This is a genomic window from Microbacterium sp. UCD-TDU, assembly GCF_000340625.1.
GTDB lineage: Bacteria > Actinomycetota > Actinomycetes > Actinomycetales > Microbacteriaceae > Microbacterium > Microbacterium maritypicum.
On sequence record NZ_AOSO01000005.1, the window covers coordinates 565,463 to 586,358 of the forward strand.

Consider the following 20,896-nt stretch of genomic DNA (forward strand, 5'->3'; position numbering starts at 1 on the left):
AGGCACCCACGTGCCCCCGGTAGACTCGATTCTCGTGTCAGAGTCTCCTGAAATCACCCCGGAAGCGGTCGAAGCCGCTGTCGCCGACGCCCTCACGGCGATCGCCGCAGCCGCCGACACCGCCGAGCTGAAAGCGGCTCGCGCCGCACACGTCGCCGACGGATCGCCGCTCGCGGTCCTGAACGCCTCGATGCGCCAGGTCGCCCCCGAGAACAAGGCCGCGTTCGGCAAGCTCGTGGGTCAGGGGAGAGGGAAGGTGACCCAGGCGCTGGCCGCGAAGGAGGCCGAGCTCGCCGAGGCCGAGGTCGCCGCGCGACTCGAGGCCGAGCGGGTCGACATCACCGCCGTGCCCTCGCGCACGAGGGTCGGCGCGCGCCACCCGCTCACCCTCCTGCAGGACCAGGTCTGCGACATCTTCGTCGGCATGGGCTGGGAGATCGCGGAGGGGCCGGAGCTCGAGCACGAGTGGTTCAACTTCGATGCCCTGAACTTCGACGTCGACCACCCCGCCCGCCAGGAACAGGACACGTTCTACGTCGACCCGACCTCCCGCCACCTCGTGATGCGCACGCACACGAGCCCCGTGCAGGTGCGCTCGATGCTCGACCGGGAGGTGCCGATCTACGTGCTGTGCCCAGGACGGGTGTACCGCACCGACGAGTTCGACGCCACGCACCTTCCGGTGTTCACCCAGTTCGAGGGCCTCGTGATCGACAAGGGCATCACGATGGCACACCTCAAGGGCACGCTCGACCACTTCGCCAAGCAGCTCTTCGGCCCCGAGGCCGAGACGCGCTTCCGCACCAACTACTTCCCCTTCACCGAGCCCTCCGCCGAGCTCGACCTGTGGCATCCGACCTTCAAGGGCGGCGCGCGCTGGATCGAGTGGGGTGGCTGCGGCATGGTCAACCCGAACGTGCTGCGCGCCGCCGGGATCGACCCCGAGGTGTACAGCGGCTTCGCGTTCGGCATGGGCATCGAGCGAGGACTGATGTTCCGCAGCGACGTCCAGGACATGCGCGACATGGCCGAGGGCGATGTCCGATTCAGCGAGCAGTACGGGATGGTGGTGTGATGCGCGTCCCGCTTTCGTGGCTGCGTGAGTACGTCGATCTGGCAGCGGATGCCACGCCCGAGGATGTCCTCGCGGCGCTGGTGACCGTCGGCTTCGAGGAAGAGGACGTGCACCGCTTCGACATCACGGGTCCCGTAGTCGTCGGGCAGGTCGTCTCGCTCGAAGCCGAACCGCAGTCCAACGGCAAGACCATCAACTGGTGCCAGGTCGATGTCGGCGAAGAGCACGGTGGCATCCGCGGCATCGTCTGCGGCGCGCACAACTTCGTCGCCGGCGACAAGGTCGTCGTGACGCTTCCCGGTGCGGTGCTGCCCGGTCCGTTCCCGATCGCCGCGCGCAAGACCTACGGTCACGTGTCCGACGGCATGATCGCCTCGGCCCGCGAGCTCGGCCTCGGGGATGAGCACAACGGCATCGTCGTGCTCTCGGACCTCGGCATCGATGCGCCTGTCGGCACCGACGCGATCGCGCTGCTCGGTCTCGACGACGTCGCGGTGGAGATCAACGTCACGCCCGACCGCGGCTACGCCTTCTCCTTGCGCGGCGTGGCCCGTGAGTACTCGCACGCCACCGGCGCGGCCTTCCGCGACCCCGCTGAGCGTGATTTCGCCGAGCTGCAGCCCGGCAGCGGACACACCACCGTCGTCGAGGACGTCGCCCCCGTGCGCGGGAACATCGGCGCGCGCGAGTTCGTCACGCGCGTCGTCCGCGGCGTGGACCCCTCGCGCCCGACGCCGCCGTGGATGGTCGCGCGGCTCAGCCTCGCGGGCATGCGCTCGTTGGGCGTGCTGATCGACATCACCAACTACGTGATGCTCGAGCTGGGTCAGCCGCTGCACGGCTACGACCTCGACAAGCTCGCCGGCGGCATCACCGTTCGTCGCGCGACCCCCGGGGAGAAGATGACCACCCTCGACGGCGTCGAGCGCACGCTGCACGTCGAAGACCTGCTCATCACCGACGAGTCCGGCCCGATCGGCCTCGCCGGCGTCATGGGCGGTGGCACGACCGAGATGAGCGACACCACGCGGAACGTGCTGATCGAGGCCGCGAACTTCGACCCGACGACCATCGCCCGGTCGGCGCGCCGGCACAAGCTGCCCAGCGAGGCGTCCAAGCGCTTCGAGCGCGGCGTCGACCCGCTGATCCCCTTCGTCGCCGCCCGCCGTGCCGCCGACCTCATGGTCGAGCTCGCCGGAGGCACGCTCACCGAAGAGGGTGGCGCACTGTTCGCCGAGGTCTTCGTCGGCGAGATCGAGCTTCCTGCCGGCTTCGTGCAGGGTCTCATCGGCGTCGACTACACCGACGACGAGATCACCGGCGCACTGACCACCATCGGCGCCGATGTCACCGCGTCGGAGGAGGGTTCCGGCTGGACCGTGATCCCGCCGACCTGGCGCCCCGACCTCACCGACAAGTGGACGCTGGCCGAGGAGGTCGCCCGCATCCACGGGCTCGACCGCATCCCCTCGGTGCTGCCGACGCCTCCGTCCGGCCGCGGACTGACGGCGCACCAGCAGGGTCGCCGCCGGGTGGCCGACGCGCTGGCCGCAGCGGGGCTCGTCGAGACGCCGTCGTTCCCGTTCACCACCGACGTGCAGAACGACCTGCACGGATCCGCCTCGGGCGCGCACCTGCCGAGCATCCGTCTGGTGAACCCGCTCGACGGGCAGGCTCCGTACCTGCGTCGATCGCTCATCCCGGGCCTGCTGCAGACCGCGCACCGCAACATCTCGCGGGGTCTCACCGACCTCGCGATCTTCGAGACGGGTGTCGTCTTCCTGCCGGAGCCCGGAGTGGAGTACGGCACGGAGGACGTGCCGCCACTGGGTGAGCGTCCGTCCGACGAGACGCTCGCGCAGCTGAACGCCTCCATCCCTCCGCAGCACCGGTTCGTCTCGGCGCTGCTGACCGGTAACGTCGCCCCGCGTCAGCCCGGCCGCCCTGCCGAGGCCGCCGGTCTCGTCGAGGCGCTGGATGCCGTCCGCGTGATCGCGGCAGCGGCCGGCGTCGAGATCGACGTCGTGCAGGCCGAGCGCGCGGCACTCCACCCCGGACGCACAGGATCTCTCCTGGTCGCGGGCGAAGAGGTCGGCTACGTCGGCGAACTGCACCCCGCCGTGGCCGAAGGGGCCGACCTCCCCGGCCGTGCGACCGTGTTCGAGCTCGATCTCGACCGCATCCTGTCGCTCGCCGGTGGTCGCGTCGTCGCCGCATCGCTGTCGACCTTCCCCGCCGCCACGCAGGACGTCTCGCTCACACTGCCCGCCGAGGTCCCTGCCGCAGACGTGCAGGCCGCCCTCGCCGAGGGAGCCGGTGCGCTGTTGGAATCGGTGCGTCTCGTGGACGACTATCGCGGAGACGGCGTGCCGGATGGGTCCAAGAGCCTCACCTTCGCTTTGCGTTTCCGCGCCGACGATCGCACCCTCACGGCGGCCGAGGCCACCGCGGCCAAGCTCGCGGGTGTCGACGTCGCCGCGCAGCGATTCGGAGCAGCGCTCCGCGACTGAGTGATGCCTCGTCCCGGAGGGAAGCCCTCTGCCCAGAGCGGAGAGGCCTTCCTTCCGGGAGCGGGTGCTGGTGGCATGGAGCCATGACGAATGTTCTGATCCTCGGCGGGACAGGGTGGCTTTCCGGGCGGATCGCCCGGAGGTGGCTCGAATCCGGAGCGGCCGTGACGTGTCTGGCCCGGGGCGGGCGTCTCGCGCCGGCAGGAGCCGTGCTCGTGACCGGAGACCGTGACGACCATGAGGTCTACTCCGCGCTCGCGCGGAAGGACTGGGATCACGTCGTCGACATCTCCTCTCAGGCCGCGCACGTCGTGGCAGCGGTCGAGGCTCTCGGGGACCGCACGGCGCGATGGACGTACGTGTCCTCCCTCTCGGTCTACGCCGATGACGCCACGGTCGGCGCCGACGAATCGGCGCCGCGGCATCCTGCCGCCCGCCCCGGCGACGAGTACGAGTACGGCGCGCAGAAAGCGGCGGCCGAAGACGCCGTCATGATGCTGGGGGATCGCGCCTTCATCGTGCGACCAGGACTCATCGTCGGGGACGGCGACCCCAGCGACCGCTTCGGCTACTGGGCTGCGGCGTTCTCCCGAGCGGGGGAGGAGCCCGTGCTGCTGCCTCCGCTCGAGAGGCGCAGCGCGCAGGTGATCGACGTCGACGACGTGGCCGCCTACATCGTCGCCGCCACCCGGAGCGGAGCGGTCAACGCGATCGGGGACGAGCATCCCCTCGCCGACCTGCTGCAGACCGTGCGCGAGGAGGCAGGGCACACCGGGGAGACGGTCGTCGCCGATGAGGAGTGGCTGCGAGCACACGGCGTCGCGCACTGGGCCGGTCCGCTCTCGCTTCCGCTGTGGCTTCCTCCTGAGATGTCGGGCTTCATGACCCGCTCGAACAGCGCATTCCACGACAGCGGCGGACACCTGCGCCCCCTCGCCGACACCGTTCGACGCGTCGTCGCCGACGAACGGACACGGGGCGTCGACAGAGAACGTCGGGCCGGACTCACGCGGGCGCAGGAGAAGGCTCTGCTGGCCGATCGCTAGACTGCGAGCAGTGACACGGGGTGCCGCAATCCGCGGCTGAGAACAGACCCGTCGAACCTGATCTAGTTCGTACTAGCGAAGGGATGTCGCGATGAGCGATCTTCTGCGTCCTGAGACCACCCACGACCTCGCCGGTGATGCCGCGACCCTGCTGGGGGTGCTGCGCGAAGCGCCTCCGCTGACGCACTGCATCACCAACGCGGTCGTCACCGGGTTCACCGCCAATGTCCTGCTGTCTCTCGGTGCCGCTCCCGCGATGGTCGACATCGTCGATGAGGCGGGGATGTTCGCCGGCATCGCCTCCGGGATGCTGATCAACCTGGGGACGCCCACGCCCGAACAGCGCGCAGCCGCTGTGGAGGCCGTCGCCGGAGCTGCGGCGTCCGGCACGCCCTGGGTGCTCGACCCGGTCGCGATCGGCGCGCTCCCGGTTCGCACCGCACTCGCGCATCAGCTCGTCGGGCACCGCCCCACCGCGATCCGCGGCAACGCCTCCGAGATCCTGGCCCTCGCGGGGCTGAGCGTCGGCGGTCGCGGGGTGGATGCCACCGACAGCACGGACTCCGCGGCTGATGCGGCCCTCTCGCTGGCTCGGAGCACGGGAGGCGTCGTCGCGGTCTCGGGGCCGGTCGACCTCATCACCGACGGGGAGCGGGTGCTGCGCGTGTCCAACGGTCACGAACTGCTGACCCGTGTGACCGGCGGAGGCTGCGCTCTCGGCGCGGTGATGGCCGCCTTCCTCGGAGCGGCCAGAGCGACGACGCATGACGCGCTCAGCGCCGTGGCCTCGGCGAGCCTGGTCTACACGATCGCCGCCGAGCGAGCGGCAGCGGTATCCGCAGGACCCGGCAGCTTCGCCGTCGCCCTGCTGGATGCGCTCGCCGCGGTGGGGGCCGACGACATCCGAGCTGCCGCACGTGTCGAAGGCGGTGCCCTGTGAACGCCGATCTCTCGCTCTACCTCGTCACGGACGCGGCCCTCTGCGGAGACCGTGGCGTCGTCGAGACCGTCCGCCGCGCCGTCGACGGCGGCGTGCGCATCGTGCAGCTTCGCGACAAGGACGCGACCGACGCCGAGACGGTCGATCAGCTGGTCGCACTGTCGCAGGCGATCGACGGCCGCGCTCTTCTGGTCGTGAACGATCGGTTGGATGCCGCCGTGGCTGCTCGCGAGCGCGGCGCACGGGTCGACGGCGTGCATCTCGGACAGGGCGATGCCTCGGTGTTGCGTGCGCGCAAGGTACTCGGACCGGAGGCTCTGATCGGCCTCACCGCGAACAGCCCGGCGCACCTCGATGCGGTCGATGCTCTGCCCTCCGGCACGGTCGACTACCTGGGCGTCGGGGTGATCCGTCCGACCACCACAAAACCGGATCACCCTGCCCCTCTCGGCGTGGAGGGCTTTCGCGGCCTCGTGTCGCGAAGCGCCCTGCCGTGCGTGGCGATCGGCGGGGTCGGCGTGGATGACACCGAGGCCCTTCGCGAGGCCGGTGCGGCGGGACTCGCCGTGGTCTCGGCGCTGTGTGCCGCCGACGATCCCGCCACCACCGCCCGGCAGTTCCGGCGACGCTGGCTCGGCGGCTCCGTCCCGAGGGTGCTCAGCATCGCCGGAAGCGACCCCTCGGGCGGTGCGGGTGTCCAGGCCGACCTCAAGTCCATCGCCGCCAACGGGGGATACGGGATGGCCGTGCTCACGGCGCTGACCGCGCAGAACACGCGGGGCGTGCGGGCGGTGCACGTTCCGCCCGTAGAGTTCCTCCGCGCGCAGCTCGACGCGGTCTCGGACGACATCGTGATCGATGCGGTGAAGATCGGGATGCTGGCCGACGCCGACGTCATCCGCGCGGTGGGAGCCTGGCTCGACGCTGTGCGTCCGCCCGTCGTCGTGCTCGATCCCGTGATGGTGGCCACTTCGGGAGACCGGCTGCTGGATCCCGACGCGGAACGGGCGCTGCGCGATCTCCTCACGTTATCGACGCTCGTGACCCCGAACCTCGCCGAGCTGGCGGTGCTCGCCGGGCGTGACATCACCGACTGGAACGATGCGATCTCGGCAGCCGAGCAGCTCTCCGCCGAGGTGAGAGCAGCCGTGCTCGTCAAGGGCGGCCACCTTCCCGGCGACGAGGCCCCCGATGCGCTGGTCGATGCGCGGCGGGAGCTTCGCCAGGAGTTCACCGGCCCCCGGATCCCGACCAGCAACACGCACGGCACCGGCTGCTCGCTGTCGTCCGCGCTCGCGACCCTGCTCGCTCGTGGCGAAGAGCCCGAAGATGCCGTCAGCGCCGCGCGCGACTGGCTCCGCGAGTCCCTGCGCGCAGGAGACGCACTGCGCGTGGGGCGTGGACACGGGCCGATCAACCACTTCGCCGGACTCTGGGAACGTGGGGGCGCCGAGACCCGACCCGCGGCGGGCGACGTCGCCACGCAATGGTGGCGGGGCATCGCCGAGATCCGCACGGGGATCGATGAGCTGCCGTTCATCCGCGCGCTCGCCGACGGGACGCTGGAGCGCGCGCCGTTCCTGTTCTACCTCGCACAGGACGCGCTGTATCTGCGGGAGTACGCGCGTGTGCTCGCCGAAGCGGCGCGGCTGGCACCGACATCCGATGGGCAGGCCTTCTGGGCGGACTCCGCGCACGGCTCGATCGTGGGCGAGCTCGAGCTGCACGCCTCGTGGCTCACCCCCGCGCACGGAGTGAGTGCGGCGACCTTCGCGGCAGAGCCGGCACCCGCGACGACCGCATACCTCGACCATCTGCGCTCCGTCGCGTTCGGCGGCGACTATACGGAGGTCATCGCCGCTGTCCTCCCGTGCTTCTGGCTCTACACCGATCTCGGACGGCGCCTGCACGCGGGGGAGTTAGGGGAGTACGCGCGACATGCGGGGCATCCGTACGCCTCGTGGCTCGCGACCTACGCGGATCCGGCATTCGAGGAGGCCACACGGAGGGCGATCGCCTACGTCGCCGACGCCGCGGCACAGGCGGATCCCGGAACACGGGCACGCATGCGCCGGGCGTTCGAGGCGTCGAGCGCGCACGAGCTGGCCTTCTTCGCCGCGCCGATGGGGCCGCAGCGTCTCAGATGACGGAGCGGATTTGCGGTGGCTGCCGAGGCCGCGCTACTGTCGCGACATGCCTTCGGCCGCCACCGCTTCTTCGACGCTCGCTCCGAGCGTCATCGCTGTGCGCCGACGCCGCGGCCGCCGACTGTAGGCGACCCCGCCCTCCTGCCTGTGCCCGCACGGCGGTCGAGTGCCGGTGTCGCCGCCTCCGGCCCCGTCCCCGGCCCCGATTTCCTCGCGGGCCCGACCGTTAAGGTAGAAGCATGACGTATTCCGTCGCCGTCTCCGGCGCATCCGGCTACGCAGGCGGCGAGATTCTGCGCCTCCTGGCCGACCATCCCGACATGGAGATCCGCACCGTCACGGCGCATTCGAACGCCGGACAGCCTCTCGTCGACCACCAGCCGCACCTGCGCTCCCTCGCGCACCTGACCCTGCAGGACACGACGCCGGAGATCCTCTCCGGCCACGACATCGTGTTCCTCGCGCTCCCGCATGGGCAGTCGGGGCAGTACACCGACGCTCTGGGCGATGCCCCGCTCGTGATCGATGCCGGGGCCGATCATCGGCTCACCTCGGCTTCGGCTTGGGATGCGTTCTACGGCGGCGCCTTCCACGATCCGTGGACGTATGGCGTGCCGGAACTCGTCGTCGGCGGGGTCAAGCAGCGCGAGCACCTCCGTGCAGCGACGCGCATCGCCGCGCCCGGCTGCAACGCTTCGACCGTGAGCCTCAGCCTCGCTCCCGGCGTCGCCGCCGGAGTGATCGACCCCTCGGACATCGTGTCGGTGCTCGCCGTCGGCCCGTCAGGGGCGGGGAAGAGCCTCAAGACGAACCTCCTCGGCAGCGAGATCCTCGGCACCGCCAACCCCTACGCGGTCGGGGGGACGCACCGGCACATCCCGGAGATCCGTCAGGCGCTCGCTGCGGCTTCCGGCGCGGATGCCGATGGGATCCGTATCTCGTTCACCCCCGTGCTGGTGCCGATGTCCCGGGGGATCCTCGCCACCTCGACGGCGCCGATCGTCGATGGCGCGACCGACGCGCAGATCCGCGACGCCTGGGAGAGCACCTACGCCGGCGAGACCTTCGTGCACCTGCTTCCGGAGGGCCGCTTCCCGCGCACGGCCGATGTGCTCGGCGCCAACACCGCGTTGATCGGCCTCGCCATCGATCGTGCCGCGAACAGGGTGACCGTGGTCACCGCCGTCGACAACCTCGTCAAGGGCACAGCGGGAGCAGCCATCCAATCCATGAACATCGCGCTGGGGCTTCCCGAGGCCCGCGCCCTCTCAGTGAACGGAGTCGCGCCGTGAGCGTCACCGCCCCCGCAGGATTCGAAGCGGCCGGAGTCGCCGCAGGGCTCAAGTCGACCGGCAAGCCGGACGTCGCCGTGGTCGTCAACCGTGGACCGCGCAAGGTCGGCGCCGCCGTCTTCACGAGCAACCGGGCCAAGGCCAACCCGATCATCTGGTCGCAGCAGGCCGTCGCCGACCGCGTGGTGGAGGCCGTGGTGCTCAACTCCGGAGGGGCGAACTGCTTCACCGGCTCCTTCGGGTTCCAGACCACGCATCAGACCGCCGAGAAGGCGGCCGAACTCCTCGGCGTGAGCGCCGGCGACGTGCTGATCTGCTCGACGGGTCTCATCGGCACCGGGGATGAGACGTTCCGTGCCAGGGTGCTCGCCGGAACCGCGCAGGCCATCGCGGAGCTCAGCGCCGATGGCGGCGAGAGCGCAGCGCACGCCATCATGACCACCGACACGGTCGCGAAGACCGCGGTCATCAGCCGCGACGGCTGGACGATCGGCGGCATGGCGAAGGGCGCGGGCATGCTCGCACCCGGCCTCGCCACGATGCTGGTGGTGCTCACCACCGATGCGGTCCTCGAGCCGCTTCAGGCCGACGAGGCGCTGCGACGCGCGACGGGCCGGACGTTCGACCGGCTCGACTCGGACGGCTGCATGTCGACGAACGATCAGGTGACCCTCCTCGCCAACGGCGCATCCGACGTCGCCCCGGACCTCGACGACTTCGCCGCAGCGCTCACCGAGCTGTGCCAGCAGCTCGCGGTCAAGCTGCAGGGAGATGCCGAGGGCGCGAGCCACGACATCACGATCGAGGTGCAGCACGCGGTGTCGGAGCAGGACGCCGTCGAGGTCGGCCGCTCCGTCGCGCGCAACAACCTCTTCAAGGCCGCGATCTTCGGCAACGACCCCAACTGGGGACGCGTGCTCGCGGCGATCGGCACCACGAGCGCGCAGTTCGACCCCTACGACGTGGACGTCTGGATGAACGGCGTCCGGGTATGCACCGAAGGGGGTCCCGACCGTCCTCGCGAAGAGGTCGACCTGACCCCGCGCGCGACGCACCTCGTGATCGACCTCAAGGTCGGCGAGGCGACGGCCACCGTCCTCACGAATGACCTCACCCATGACTACGTGCACGAGAACAGCGCGTACGCCTCATGACCGACATCCAGGACACCCCGGCCGAGGTCGCCGCGCAGAAGGCCACCACCCTCATCGAGTCGCTGCCGTGGCTGAAGAAGTTCCGCGACCAGATCGTCGTCATCAAGTACGGCGGGAACGCGATGGTGTCGGAGGAGCTGCAAGACGCCTTCGCGCAGGACATCGCCTACCTCCGCTACGTCGGAGTGATGCCGGTGGTCGTGCACGGCGGCGGTCCGCAGATCTCGAACATGCTGCAGCGTCTCGAGATCCCCAGCGAGTTCAAGGGCGGCTACCGCGTCACGAACACCGAGGCGATCAGCGTCGTGCGCATGGTCCTCACCGGCCAGGTCAACCCGCAGCTCGTCTCCAAGATCAATTCGCACGGTCCTATCGCGACGGGTCTCAGCGGTGAAGACGCCGGCCTCTTCGGCGGACGCCGCCGCGGTGTCGTGATCGACGGGGAAGAGGTCGACCTCGGACGCGTCGGCGATGTCGTCGAGGTCGATCCGACCCCCGTGCTCGACCACCTCGCAGCCGGGCGCATTCCGGTGGTGTCGAGCATCGCGCCCGACCTCGACCACCCCGGTCAGTCGCTCAACGTCAACGCGGATGCCGCAGCCGCCGCCCTCGCGGTGTCGTTGCACGCGCGCAAGCTCGTGATCCTCACGGATGTGCCGGGGCTCTACGCCGACTGGCCCCACCGTGACTCGCTCGTCTCGCATCTGACATCGGAGGCGCTCATCGAGATGCTGCCGAAGCTCGAGTCGGGGATGATCCCGAAGATGCGTGCGTGCCTCGACGCGGTCGAGGGCGGTGTCGACGCGGCAGCGATCATCGATGGACGGGTGCCGCATTCGGTGCTCGTGGAACTTTTCACCAGCAAGGGAATCGGGACCGAAGTGGTCCTGGGGAAGTCGGAGGTGACGGGATGACCGTCTGGCAGGAGGATGCGGCACGCGATCTCGTGCTCAACGCAGGGGAGCGGCTCGCACTGCTGGTCCGGGGCGAGGGCTCGTACCTGTGGGATGCCGACGGCCGACGCCACCTCGACTTCCTGGCGGGTATCGCCGTGACCTCTCTCGGGCACGCGCACCCGGCCTTCGTGAAGGCGGTCTCCACCCAGGCGGCCACGCTCGCCCACGTGTCCAATTACTTCGCCACCCCGCCCCAGCTCGCCCTGGCCGCACGGCTCAAGCGTCTCGCGGGCGCCGGCATCGACGGAAGGGTGTTCTTCTCGAACTCGGGCGCCGAGGCCAACGAAGCGGCCTTCAAGCTCGCGCGGCTGCACGGCGGCACCGAGCGGCCGCGCATCCTCGCGCTCGACAACGGCTTCCACGGTCGCACCATGGGGTCGCTCGCGCTCACCGCGAAGGCGTCGATGCGTGCGCCGTTCGAGCCGATGCCGGCCGGTGTCGAGCACATCCCGGCCACGATCGAGGCCCTCGAAGCGGCGATGGACGACCGCGTCGCCGCCCTCATCGTCGAACCCATCCAGGGCGAGGCCGGCGTCGTCGAGCTGCCGGAGGGCTACCTCGCGGCCGCACGCTCGTCGACCCTCGCCCACGGTGCACTGCTGATCGTGGACGAGATCCAGACCGGCGCCGGTCGCACGGGTGCGTGGTTCGGGTATAGCCACGAGGGCATCACTCCCGACGCGATCACTCTCGCGAAGGGCATCGGCGGCGGCTTCCCGATCGGCGCGCTGGTCACCTTCGGCGCCGCCAGCGCCCTCTTCACGCCTGGATCGCACGGCTCCACCTTCGGGGGGAATCCGCTTGCGACCGCTGTCGCCGACGCGGTGCTCGCCGAGATCGAGAGCGCCGGACTGGTCGAGAACGCCGCGAAGCGCGGCGTCGAGCTGCGCGACATGATCCTCGGCATCGACTCGCCTCTGATCAAGGGCGTGCGCGGCCGCGGTCTGCTGATCGGTGTAGCTCTGACCGCCCCGGTCGCCGGTGCGGTCGTCGCGGCCGCGCAGGAGCGCGGTCTCATCGTCAACGCCGCCAACCCCGAGACGGTCCGCATCGCGCCGGCCCTCACGATCGGCGACACCGAGCTCGCCGAGTTCCGCGAGCTGTTCACGGCCGCTCTCGCCGACGTCCAGGCCTCTGTTGCCGGAAAGGTATCCGCATGACCCGCCACCTGCTGCGTGACGACGATCTGACCCCCGCCGAGCAGGCCGAGATCCTCGATCTCGCCATCGAGCTGAAGAAGGATCGGTGGGCCGACAAGAGCCTCGCCGGTCCCCAGACGGTCGCGGTCATCTTCGACAAGTCCTCCACGCGCACCCGCGTCTCGTTCGCGGTGGGCATCGCCGATCTCGGCGGTTCGCCGCTGATCATCTCGACCGCGAGCAGCCAGCTCGGCGGCAAGGAGACGCCGTCCGACACCGCGCGCGTGCTCGAGCGCCAGGTCGCCGCCATCGTATGGCGCACCTACGCGCAGTCCGGGCTCGAGGAGATGGCCGAAGGCACTCGGGTGCCGGTCATCAACGCGCTCTCCGACGACTTCCACCCTTGCCAGCTGCTCGCCGACCTGCTCACCATCCGTGAGCACAAGGGCGACCTGAAGGGGCTCACGCTCACCTTCCTCGGTGATGGGCAGAGCAACATGGCGCACTCGTACGCCCTCGCCGGGGTCACGGCGGGAATGCACGTGCGGATCGCCTCACCGGAGGACTACGCCCCTCGCGCCGATGTCATCGAGGCGGCCGATCGCCGTGCCGCCGAGACCGGTGGTTCGATCACGCTCTACACCGATCCGGTCGAGGCCGCTGCCGGTGCCGACGTCGTCGTGACCGACACCTGGGTCTCGATGGGCAAGGAAGAGGAGAAGATCGCGCGCATCCGCGATCTGGGCGGCTACAAGGTCACCCCCGAGACGATGGCCCTGGCAGACCCCGAGGCGATCTTCATCCACTGCCTCCCCGCCGACCGCGGCTACGAGGTCGACTCCAGCGTGATCGACGGTCCGCAGAGCGTGGTGTGGGACGAGGCGGAGAACCGGCTGCACGCGCAGAAGGCGCTCCTGGTCTGGCTTCTCGGCAAGAAGGACGCGTGATGAGCGATTCGACGCACGAAGGCACCAACGAGGGCGCGCTCTGGGGTGCCCGCTTCGCCACGGGCCCCTCGCCCGAGCTGGTGGAGCTGAGCCGCTCCACGCATTTCGACTGGATCCTCGCGCCGTACGACATCGCCGGTTCGCATGCTCACGCCACCGCGCTCGCCGCAGCCGGGTACCTCGAACCCGATGAGGCGCAGCGGATGCACGAGGGACTGGATGCCGTGGCGCGCAAGGTCGCCGACGGCACCCTGCGCCCTGCGCCGACGGATGAGGACGTGCACGGCGCACTCGAGCAGGCGTTGATCGCCGAGCTGGGACCGGAGCTGGGTGGACGCCTGCGCGCCGGTCGCAGCCGCAACGACCAGATCGCCACTCTCGTGCGCATGTATCTGATCGACCACGCGCGAGTGATCGCCCGCGACATCCTGCGGGTGATCGATGCGCTGGTCGCCCAGGCCGAGGCGCACCCGGGAGCGATCCTCCCCGGACGCACGCACCTGCAGCATGCGCAGCCGGTGCTGCTCGCCCACCACCTCCAGGCGCACGGTTGGCCGCTGGTGCGCGAGCTCGAGAGGCTCGTGGATTGGCGTCGCCGCGCCGGTGTCTCGCCCTACGGCGGGGGAGCGCTGGCCGGTTCCACGCTCGGCCTCGATCCTGCACTCGTGGCGACCGAGCTGGGCCTCGACCGCCCCGCCGAGAACTCGCTCGACGGCACCGCCGCCCGCGATGTGGTGGCGGAGTTCGCCTTCATCACGGCGATGACCGGCGTCGACATCTCGCGCCTGTCCGAGGAGATCATCCTCTGGAACACCCGCGAGTTCGGCTTCGTCACTCTCGACGACGGCTACTCGACCGGGTCGAGCATCATGCCGCAGAAGAAGAACCCCGATATCGCGGAGCTCGCGCGGGGCAAGTCCGGGCGCCTCATCGGCAACCTCTCGGGGCTGCTGGCCACCCTCAAGGGCCTCCCGCTCGCGTACAACCGCGATCTGCAGGAGGACAAGGAGCCGGTGTTCGATTCGGTGCAGACGCTCGAGGTCGTGCTTCCCGCTTTCGCAGGCATGATCGCGACGCTGCGTTTCGACACCGAGCGCATGGCGGCGCTGGCACCGCAGGGCTTCTCCCTCGCGACCGATGTCGCGGAGTGGCTGGTGAAGCGTCGCGTGCCGTTCCGCGACGCCCATGAGATCTCGGGCGCGCTCGTGCGTGCGTGCGAGGAGCAGGGGATCGGTCTGGAGGACGCCTCCGACGATCTGCTGCTCTCGGTGTCTGCGCATCTCGTGCCCGAGGTGCGTGAAGTCCTCACGATCGAGGGATCGGTCGCGTCCCGGACCGGCGTCGGCGGTACCGCCCCGGTCCGGGTCGCGGAGCAGCGGGCCGAGCTCGTCGCGCGCGCGCAGGCTGCCGCCCACGCCCTCGGGCTCTAGCCGCGCGAGTCGGCGGCCGCCCGCAGCTCAGTGCAGCTCGGTGTCGGCCGCCGACCGCTCCCATCGGGTGAAACGCACCGTGAGTCCGGTGCGGGTCGGCGCCGCGAGGAAGGGTCCGGCCCAAGCCGTGGCCTGTCCGTCGAACGGCGCCACCCGGACGAGACGCCAGGGGCCGTCGTCGGCGCGAGCGCGCACGATCAGCGAGTCCGCCCAGCGACTGACCCGCACCGTGATCTCGCTCTCGAGCCACTCGTCGACGTGGCCGACCGACCAGTCGGAGCCTCCGGCGGTGACCACCGCGCCGAGGCCGAGATGGTCGTCGGCGTATTCGAGACCGGTCTTGATCCAGTGCTCGTCGTCGATGCGCACGAACACCCCTGCCTGGTCGAATTGGCCGTCCCACGGCGCGCGGAACGAGACCTCCATCGCCTCTCCGACGGTGAGCGGGGCGAGCAGCGCGTGTTCGGTGTCGTGCACGAAGCCGTAGGCGGTGTGCCGCCAGGCGTCGCTGCCCTCCACAGCCGTGACGTCGAGGTGTTCGGATCCGGCCGGCAGCTCGGAGGGGGAGGCAGGAGCGTTCGTCCAGGTTCCGTCGGACCAGGGGATGATGTGCGATTCAGGCATGTTCTCAACATATAGCCGAATAGAGCATAAGTCGAGAGTTATTCGTGTTACGGTTATCCCATGGTCATCGCGGTACTCGCTGACATCGTGGGCTCTCGGCGGCTCGACGATCGCACTGCCGCGCAACGCGTCCTCGACGACACCATCGCCGGAGTCGAGGCCGATCTCCCGCTGGCGACGCAGCCGCTCACGCCCACCGTAGGAGACGAGCAGCAGGGTGTCTACCTCGACCTGGGTGACGCGATGGTGTCGCTCCTGATGATCCAGCTGAGACTGCCCGACGGCATCGCCTTCCGGTTCGGCATCGGAGTGGGCGAGGTGCGGCCGGTCGAATCCGTCCATGGCGAGCTCGCCGATGGACCGGGGTGGTACGCGGCTCGGGCCGCGATCGAGACCGTGCACGCGCGCGAGGGACGTTCCGTGCCACGCACGCGGACCTGGATTGTCGGAGCCCCCCGGCAGGATGAGGTCATGGAGAGCACGATCGCCGCCTCGAACGCCTACCTCCTCGTCCGCGACGAGCTGGTCGGTGCGATGAGCGAGCGCGAACGGCGCCTGACCTACGGCCGTCTGCTCGGACGATCGCAGCAGGAACTCGCGGCCGAAGAAGGCATCACGCAGCCCAGCGTCTCGAAGTCTCTGCGCACCGCCGGCACGGCGGCTCTCATCGAGGGCGTCGCCGCACTCCGAGGGGAACGCGCATGATCGTCGCCGGATTCATCCTCCTGGCGGTCGGCGCGGCCGACCTGGTGCGTCAGTTCGCACCGCGTCGATGGATCGGCTACCTCTCCGTCGCCGTCATCCTCCTGCTGCTCGGCAGCGTCAGCGATGCCCTCCTGCCCATGGTTCTCGCGCTCGTCATCGGAGCGCTCTGGGTGTGGTGCATGCCCACCGAACGCGCCGCGCCGCTGGGGTTCTGGCCCGCCGTGCTGCTCGCCGTCGTGAGCGTCGGCGCCGTCGTCTGGCTCGGTGCGCGCTCCGACGTCGGTCTGATCGGCGCGACCTGGCAACTCCGATCGCCGTTCGGAGAGGTCCCTTTCGATCTCGCGATGCTGGCCTTGGGTGCCGGAGTCTTCCTCCTCGAGTCCTCGAACCTCGTGGTGCGTGCGGCGCTCGACGGTGAGCACACCTGGCGTCCCACCGACCCGATGTCGGCCCCGACTCCGGCCCCGACTTCGGCGCCCACCACCGTGGGCGCCGAAGTCGCGGCGGCCGCCGATGCGGGGAGCGACGCCGCCACCGGGGGAGACGCCGCCACCGACACCGCCACCGGGGGAGACGCCGCCACGGATGTGGCGCTGGCGCCGCGCGACCCGCGCAGCGGATTCAAGGGCGGGAGACTGATCGGACCCCTGGAGCGCATCCTCGTCCTGATCCTCACGCTCGCTGCGGCCTATCCGATCCTGGCTGCGATGCTCGCGGCGAAGGGCATCGTCCGCTTCCCCGAGATCTCCCGCGACGGCGAGACCGGTGCCCGTGCCGAGTATTTCCTCGTCGGCAGCCTGGTGAGCTGGGTGATCGCGCTCAGCGCGGCGTTTCTCGTGTGGTGGGCCGCGCACAGCTGAGCTGCGGTGCGCTGATAGCCTGGAACGCGTGTCAACTCCCGCTCTGACGACCGCACCCCAGGCGATCGACCCCACGTTCGAGAACGTGTGGGACGAACTCGTATGGCGTGGCCTGGTCCATGTGTCCACCGACCAGGAGGCGCTGCGCGCCCTGCTCGCGGGAGAGCCCATCACGTATTACTGCGGGTTCGACCCGACGGCGGCGAGCCTGCACCTCGGCAACCTCGTGCAGCTGCTGACTCTTCGTCGCATCCAGCTCGCCGGCCACAAGCCGCTCGGTCTCGTCGGCGGATCGACCGGACTCATCGGCGACCCGCGTCCCACAGCCGAGCGCACGCTGAACACGCGGGAGACCGTCGAGGAGTGGGTCGGACGCCTGCGGGCGCAGGTCGAGCGCTACCTCAGCTTCGAGGGTGACAACGCCGCCCGCATCGTCAACAACCTCGACTGGACCGCACCGTTGAGTGCGATCGACTTCCTGCGCGAGATCGGCAAGTACTTCCGCGTCGGCACGATGCTCAAGAAGGATGCGGTCGCAGCGCGACTGAACTCCGACGAGGGCATCAGCTACACCGAGTTCAGCTACCAGATCCTCCAGGGCATGGACTTCCTCGAGCTGTACCGGCAGTACGACTGCGTGCTGCAGACGGGCGGGTCGGATCAGTGGGGCAACCTCACCAGCGGCACCGACCTCATCCGTCGTTCCGAGGGAGTGTCGGTGCATGCCATCGGCACCCCGCTGATCACGAACAGCGACGGCACCAAGTTCGGCAAGAGCGAGGGCAATGCCATCTGGCTCGACGCCGAGATGTGCAGTCCGTACCGGATGTACCAGTTCTGGTTGAGCACGGCGGACAACGACGTGATCGACCGCCTGAAGGTCTTCACATTCCTCAGCAGGGCCGAGATCGAGGAGTACGCGGAACTCGTGGCCACGGAGCCGTTCCGTCGCGCTGCCCAGAAGCGCCTTGCGCTCGAGGTGGTCGCGACAGTGCACGGTGTCGAGGCGGCTGCGGCCGTGATCGCGGCATCCGAGGCGCTGTTCGGTCAGGGAGATCTGACTGCACTGGATGCGGACACGCTCCGCACTGCGCTCGAAGAGCTCCCGCACGCTACGGTCGCCGCCGGTACTCCGGTGGTCGAGGCGCTGGTCGAGACCGGGCTCGTTGCGAGCATCTCCGAGGCGAGGCGCGCGATCACCCAGGGCGGTGTCACGCTCGACGGCGAACGCGTCGAAGACGAGGCAGCCACGGTTCAGGGCACACTTCCCGGCGGCGTGTCCGTACTCCGCCGCGGCAAGAAGACCCTCGCCGGCGTCTTCCTCGGCTGAGTCCCCGGCCAGCGGATAGCAGCGACGGATGCCGTTCACTCCCAGCCACGCACTGGTCGCGCTGCCGTTCGTCCGCACGCCGCTGGTGCCGGCGGCGATCGCGATCGGCGCGATGACACCTGATCTCCCGCTGTTCGTGCGCGGCGTCGGGCTGAACTACTCGTTCACCCACACGTTCGGCAATGTCGTGTGGACCGCACTGCTCGCGTTCGCGTTGTTCCTGATCTGGCGCGTCGTCCTGCGACCGGCGGTTCCCGAGCTGGTTCCGCTGTGGCTGGCGCGGCGCCTGCCCGATGACTGGGATGACAGGGGTCTCGCCGCGGTGCGGTCGGCGGTCGGCGTCGGGCAGAAGCGCGCGTATCCGTTCCTGCTCGCCGTGTCGTTCGTGCTCGGAGTGCTCTCGCACATCGTGTGGGACCTCTTCACGCATGAGGGACGCTGGGGTGTCCAGGCGATTCCCGGACTCGAGGAGATGTGGGGCCCGCTCCCCGGATTCAAGTGGCTGCAGCACGGGTCGAGTCTGATCGGCCTCGCGATCATCGGCATCTGGGCATTGCTGTGGCTTCGTCGACAGGCCCCGCGACCGACCGTTGTGCAGTCTTCGCCGACGTGGATGCGCGTGGCATGGTGGTCCTCGCTCCCCGTGATCCTGGTCGGCGCGTGGGTCGGAGGACTCGTCGTCTTCGGTCCGCTGGATGCGCAGTTCACGGTTCAGCATCTCGCCTACCGGGTTCTCCCGCCGGCGTGTGCGATCTGGGGTGCGATCACGTTCGTGCTCTGCCTCGTCCTCTCGATGCGCGGACGCCGTCACCAGGTGGGCTGATCCGAACCCCACCTGTGCGGCGCCCGATACTCGAAGCCCGCCAGCGCAGGACGAGCGGTGACGAGAGCCGTTCCGTCGACATCGAATCGCGCCACATGCGGTCGTGTGTCGAACTCGACTTCGGCTGCGGGTTCTCCGCTGCGGGGCATCCCGAGCAGTTCCGCCGCGACTCGACGGAGTGAGGTGCGCACGATCCACGAACCTTTCTCCTGCGCGCGGCGGCACAGCAGAGCGGTCACCGCCGCAGCGAGCAGGTAGCCGGCGCTGTGGTCGAGAGCCTGGGCCGGAAGCGCTCCGGGGCGGTCGCCGTCCGCCGACTCGATGAACGAGATTCCGCTCGCCGCCTGGACGAGGCTGTCGAACCCTGCCCGCTCGGGATTCTCCACGCCCCACGCGCTGAGCTGCGCGACGACCAGACGCGGATATCGGCGCGCGAGCACTTCCGGCTGGAGCCCGAGCCTGTCGAGAGCAGCGGGGCGGTAGCCGAGTACGACGGCATCGGCGTGTGCGAGCAACTCCTGCAGCCGAGACGTGCGCGCGTCCAGCACCGCGGATCGCTTGCCGTGTCCGGTGTCGAGGTGCTGCCACTCCGGCTCAGGCAGATGTGGGGGATCGATACGCATCACGTCGGCACCGAGCATGGCGAGCGTGCGTGAACAGACCGGACCAGCGATGACTCTCGTGAGATCGAGTACGCGCATGCCCTGGAGGGGCAGTGAAGCCGGCGGCGTCGAAGCCGCCGCCCGGGGCGCATGCGAAGAGGGTGTCGTGTCGATGCGAACGAGCTCGAGCAGCGGGTGCTCGCGGAGTGCGCGATCGGCGGCGGGCTCCTCCGCGGCGACCGCGACCGCCAGACCGCCCGCGGTCGTGATGTCGGCGACCGCGGCCGTGGTCGTCCGCTCTCCGAGCGCATCGCGAACAGCGTCGACTGCGGCATCGTCCCGAAGACGCAGCCCCGCGCGCAGGCCGGCCGCATGGTGCGGGTAGTTCCCGTGGGTGCGTATCCATCCGTCCGACGTTCGCCAGAAGCCTGAGTACACGGACCAGACAGGGGGAGCCTCGCCACTGATGGTGAGAACCCTGTCACTCCGGTAGGCCGTGGCGATGCGCTCGGGGTCGAGGGATGCGGGGGAGCGCCGCGCAGCGAGCATCGCTGCGCCGACGCTCGCCCAGGCGAGATCAGCGGTGGCCAATCGGGAGGGGAGAGGGACGGCACGGTGCGGGGGAGAGGGCACCTCCGCGCCCGCGAGGCCGAGCTCGCGCTGCACGCGGGCGAGCAGATCGACACCCCCGCGACGCTGTCCACCTTCGTCCGCTTCTCCGTTCGCGGATGCGCGAGGGGAGCGACGATCATCGGAGGGCGCAGGCATGGCGCGATCGTACTCCGAGGCGAGCGCGGAGCAGAAACCTTCGCTGATCCGGCGGAAAACGAGTGCAGGGTCGGGGCGACACGCCCGGGCGGTGTGGCCCGATTTGCCAGACGCCGCGGATCCACGTAACTTATTACTTGTTCGCCCCACAGGGAAGCGGAGGAGCCAAGAGCTTCACCCCCCTCAAGCGGAGAACCACTCCCCATCCACTCTCACTTGAGAGAACAGGCGCTTGCGTCTAGGATAGGGACTCCACCTCTTCTGTGGCTGTCATCAGCAGTGCTGCGGATCTTCGATTCGCACGGCGCGCCGAATTGACAAGCGAGTCGAGGTGGGTAAGATAGAGAAGTTGCCCTTCGGGCCTGGCTGTGATGGCTGGGTCGTGGGAGCGTCCGATCCTTGAGAACTCAACAGCGTGCACTTGTCAAATGCCAAATTATCCTCGTCTAGCTTCGGCTAGTTGAGAATTCCTTTGGATCAAAGACCAATCCCTTCCGGGGGGTTGGCAATGGATGAAGTCAGCAATGAATTTGTCTCTTTGGTCAGCA

General features: G+C 69.5%; 17 protein-coding genes and 1 riboswitch. Of the genes, 15 read left to right on the forward strand and 2 right to left on the reverse strand.

All coding sequences use genetic code 11. The features are described 5' to 3' along the window. Positions 1-34 precede the first annotated feature (34 nt). The 11 genes from pheS (at position 35) to argH (ending at position 14,636) form a co-directional block, all read left to right on the forward strand. Entirely contained in the window at positions 35-1,075 is a 1,041-nt protein-coding gene (pheS, locus tag D514_RS22705) for a phenylalanine--tRNA ligase subunit alpha (protein ID WP_017828574.1), read from the forward strand. Beyond that, positions 1,075-3,585 (forward strand): phenylalanine--tRNA ligase subunit beta, encoded by a 2,511-nt coding sequence (gene pheT / locus D514_RS22710; protein WP_017828575.1) that lies wholly within the window; start codon positions 1,075-1,077, stop codon positions 3,583-3,585. The genes pheS and pheT overlap by 1 nt, the downstream gene beginning before the upstream one ends. Before the next feature lie 83 nt (positions 3,586-3,668). Then, positions 3,669-4,631, forward strand: a complete 963-nt coding sequence (locus D514_RS22715; protein ID WP_031205444.1) for an NAD-dependent epimerase/dehydratase family protein — start codon at positions 3,669-3,671, stop codon at positions 4,629-4,631. A gap of 6 nt (positions 4,632-4,637) precedes the next feature. Next, a riboswitch (TPP riboswitch) is annotated at positions 4,638-4,732 on the forward strand. Further along, positions 4,723-5,571 carry a hydroxyethylthiazole kinase gene (gene thiM / locus D514_RS22720; RefSeq protein WP_017828577.1) on the forward strand — a complete coding sequence of 283 codons (849 nt, stop codon included), beginning with the start codon at positions 4,723-4,725 and terminating at the stop codon, positions 5,569-5,571. It overlaps the preceding riboswitch by 10 nt. Then, the gene (locus tag D514_RS22725; protein WP_017828578.1) at positions 5,568-7,718 is read left to right on the forward strand and encodes a bifunctional hydroxymethylpyrimidine kinase/phosphomethylpyrimidine kinase; all 2,151 of its coding nucleotides are present in this window, start codon (positions 5,568-5,570) and stop codon (positions 7,716-7,718) included. Before thiM ends, D514_RS22725 begins: the two co-directional genes overlap by 4 nt. Positions 7,719-7,957: 239 nt before the next feature. Next, positions 7,958-9,010 carry an N-acetyl-gamma-glutamyl-phosphate reductase gene (gene argC, locus D514_RS22730; RefSeq protein WP_017828579.1) on the forward strand — a complete coding sequence of 351 codons (1,053 nt, stop codon included), beginning with the start codon at positions 7,958-7,960 and terminating at the stop codon, positions 9,008-9,010. Then, the gene (gene argJ / locus D514_RS22735) at positions 9,007-10,164 is read left to right on the forward strand and encodes a bifunctional glutamate N-acetyltransferase/amino-acid acetyltransferase ArgJ (protein ID WP_017828580.1); all 1,158 of its coding nucleotides are present in this window, start codon (positions 9,007-9,009) and stop codon (positions 10,162-10,164) included. Before argC ends, argJ begins: the two co-directional genes overlap by 4 nt. Continuing rightward, complete coding sequence (gene argB, locus D514_RS22740) at positions 10,161-11,078, forward strand: acetylglutamate kinase (protein ID WP_017828581.1); 918 nt, start codon at positions 10,161-10,163, stop codon at positions 11,076-11,078. The genes argJ and argB overlap by 4 nt, the downstream gene beginning before the upstream one ends. Next, positions 11,075-12,280: an acetylornithine transaminase gene (locus tag D514_RS22745; protein WP_017828582.1), complete on the forward strand. Its 1,206-nt coding sequence runs from the start codon at positions 11,075-11,077 to the stop codon at positions 12,278-12,280. The genes argB and D514_RS22745 overlap by 4 nt, the downstream gene beginning before the upstream one ends. Continuing rightward, the gene (gene argF, locus D514_RS22750; RefSeq protein WP_017828583.1) at positions 12,277-13,206 is read left to right on the forward strand and encodes an ornithine carbamoyltransferase; all 930 of its coding nucleotides are present in this window, start codon (positions 12,277-12,279) and stop codon (positions 13,204-13,206) included. Before D514_RS22745 ends, argF begins: the two co-directional genes overlap by 4 nt. Further along, a complete protein-coding gene (argH, locus tag D514_RS22755; RefSeq protein ID WP_017828584.1) occupies positions 13,206-14,636 on the forward strand; it encodes an argininosuccinate lyase in 1,431 nt (476 codons plus the stop codon). The genes argF and argH overlap by 1 nt, the downstream gene beginning before the upstream one ends. A gap of 27 nt (positions 14,637-14,663) precedes the next feature. On the opposite strand, the gene D514_RS22760 is transcribed toward argH, so the two are convergent. Beyond that, the gene (locus D514_RS22760; RefSeq protein WP_017828585.1) at positions 14,664-15,260 is read right to left on the reverse strand and encodes a DUF1349 domain-containing protein; all 597 of its coding nucleotides are present in this window, start codon (positions 15,258-15,260) and stop codon (positions 14,664-14,666) included. 60 nt (positions 15,261-15,320) lie between these two features. Between D514_RS22760 and D514_RS22765 the strand changes: the two genes are divergently transcribed. From D514_RS22765 to D514_RS22780, 4 genes are read left to right on the forward strand one after another with little or no spacing between them, the layout of a single operon-like run. Beyond that, on the forward strand, positions 15,321-15,965 hold the full coding sequence (locus tag D514_RS22765; protein ID WP_017828586.1) for a SatD family protein: 645 nt from the start codon (positions 15,321-15,323) through the stop codon (positions 15,963-15,965). Beyond that, positions 15,962-16,825, forward strand: coding sequence for a hypothetical protein (locus tag D514_RS22770; protein ID WP_017828587.1), 864 nt, complete (start codon positions 15,962-15,964; stop codon positions 16,823-16,825). Before D514_RS22765 ends, D514_RS22770 begins: the two co-directional genes overlap by 4 nt. 28 nt (positions 16,826-16,853) lie before the next feature. Beyond that, entirely contained in the window at positions 16,854-18,155 is a 1,302-nt protein-coding gene (tyrS, locus tag D514_RS22775; RefSeq protein WP_017828588.1) for a tyrosine--tRNA ligase, read from the forward strand. Between the two features lie 28 nt (positions 18,156-18,183). Then, on the forward strand, positions 18,184-18,978 hold the full coding sequence (locus tag D514_RS22780) for a DUF4184 family protein (protein WP_017828589.1): 795 nt from the start codon (positions 18,184-18,186) through the stop codon (positions 18,976-18,978). On the opposite strand, the gene D514_RS22785 is transcribed toward D514_RS22780, so the two are convergent. Then, on the reverse strand, positions 18,963-20,348 hold the full coding sequence (locus D514_RS22785; protein ID WP_017828590.1) for a CoA transferase: 1,386 nt from the start codon (positions 20,346-20,348) through the stop codon (positions 18,963-18,965). The two genes, D514_RS22780 and D514_RS22785, sit on opposite strands and share 16 nt — an antisense overlap. Positions 20,349-20,896 lie beyond the last annotated feature (548 nt).

What these genes read in the sequence shown, in the direction of transcription:
- D514_RS22745 (WP_017828582.1), top strand. Translation starts at nt 11,075, where the DNA reads ATGACCGTCTGGCAGGAGGATGCGGCACGCGATCTCGTGCTCAACGCA.
- pheT (WP_017828575.1), top strand. Translation starts at nt 1,075, where the DNA reads ATGCGCGTCCCGCTTTCGTGGCTGCGTGAGTACGTCGATCTGGCAGCG.
- D514_RS22770 (WP_017828587.1), top strand. Translation starts at nt 15,962, where the DNA reads ATGATCGTCGCCGGATTCATCCTCCTGGCGGTCGGCGCGGCCGACCTG.
- argC (WP_017828579.1), top strand. Translation starts at nt 7,958, where the DNA reads ATGACGTATTCCGTCGCCGTCTCCGGCGCATCCGGCTACGCAGGCGGC.
- argF (WP_017828583.1), top strand. Translation starts at nt 12,277, where the DNA reads ATGACCCGCCACCTGCTGCGTGACGACGATCTGACCCCCGCCGAGCAG.
- D514_RS22715 (WP_031205444.1), top strand. Translation starts at nt 3,669, where the DNA reads ATGACGAATGTTCTGATCCTCGGCGGGACAGGGTGGCTTTCCGGGCGG.
- D514_RS22765 (WP_017828586.1), top strand. Translation starts at nt 15,321, where the DNA reads ATGGTCATCGCGGTACTCGCTGACATCGTGGGCTCTCGGCGGCTCGAC.
- thiM (WP_017828577.1), top strand. Translation starts at nt 4,723, where the DNA reads ATGAGCGATCTTCTGCGTCCTGAGACCACCCACGACCTCGCCGGTGAT.
- D514_RS22785 (WP_017828590.1), bottom strand. Translation starts at nt 20,348, where the DNA reads ATGCCTGCGCCCTCCGATGATCGTCGCTCCCCTCGCGCATCCGCGAAC.
- D514_RS22760 (WP_017828585.1), bottom strand. Translation starts at nt 15,260, where the DNA reads ATGCCTGAATCGCACATCATCCCCTGGTCCGACGGAACCTGGACGAAC.
- argB (WP_017828581.1), top strand. Translation starts at nt 10,161, where the DNA reads ATGACCGACATCCAGGACACCCCGGCCGAGGTCGCCGCGCAGAAGGCC.
- D514_RS22780 (WP_017828589.1), top strand. Translation starts at nt 18,184, where the DNA reads ATGCCGTTCACTCCCAGCCACGCACTGGTCGCGCTGCCGTTCGTCCGC.
- argH (WP_017828584.1), top strand. Translation starts at nt 13,206, where the DNA reads ATGAGCGATTCGACGCACGAAGGCACCAACGAGGGCGCGCTCTGGGGT.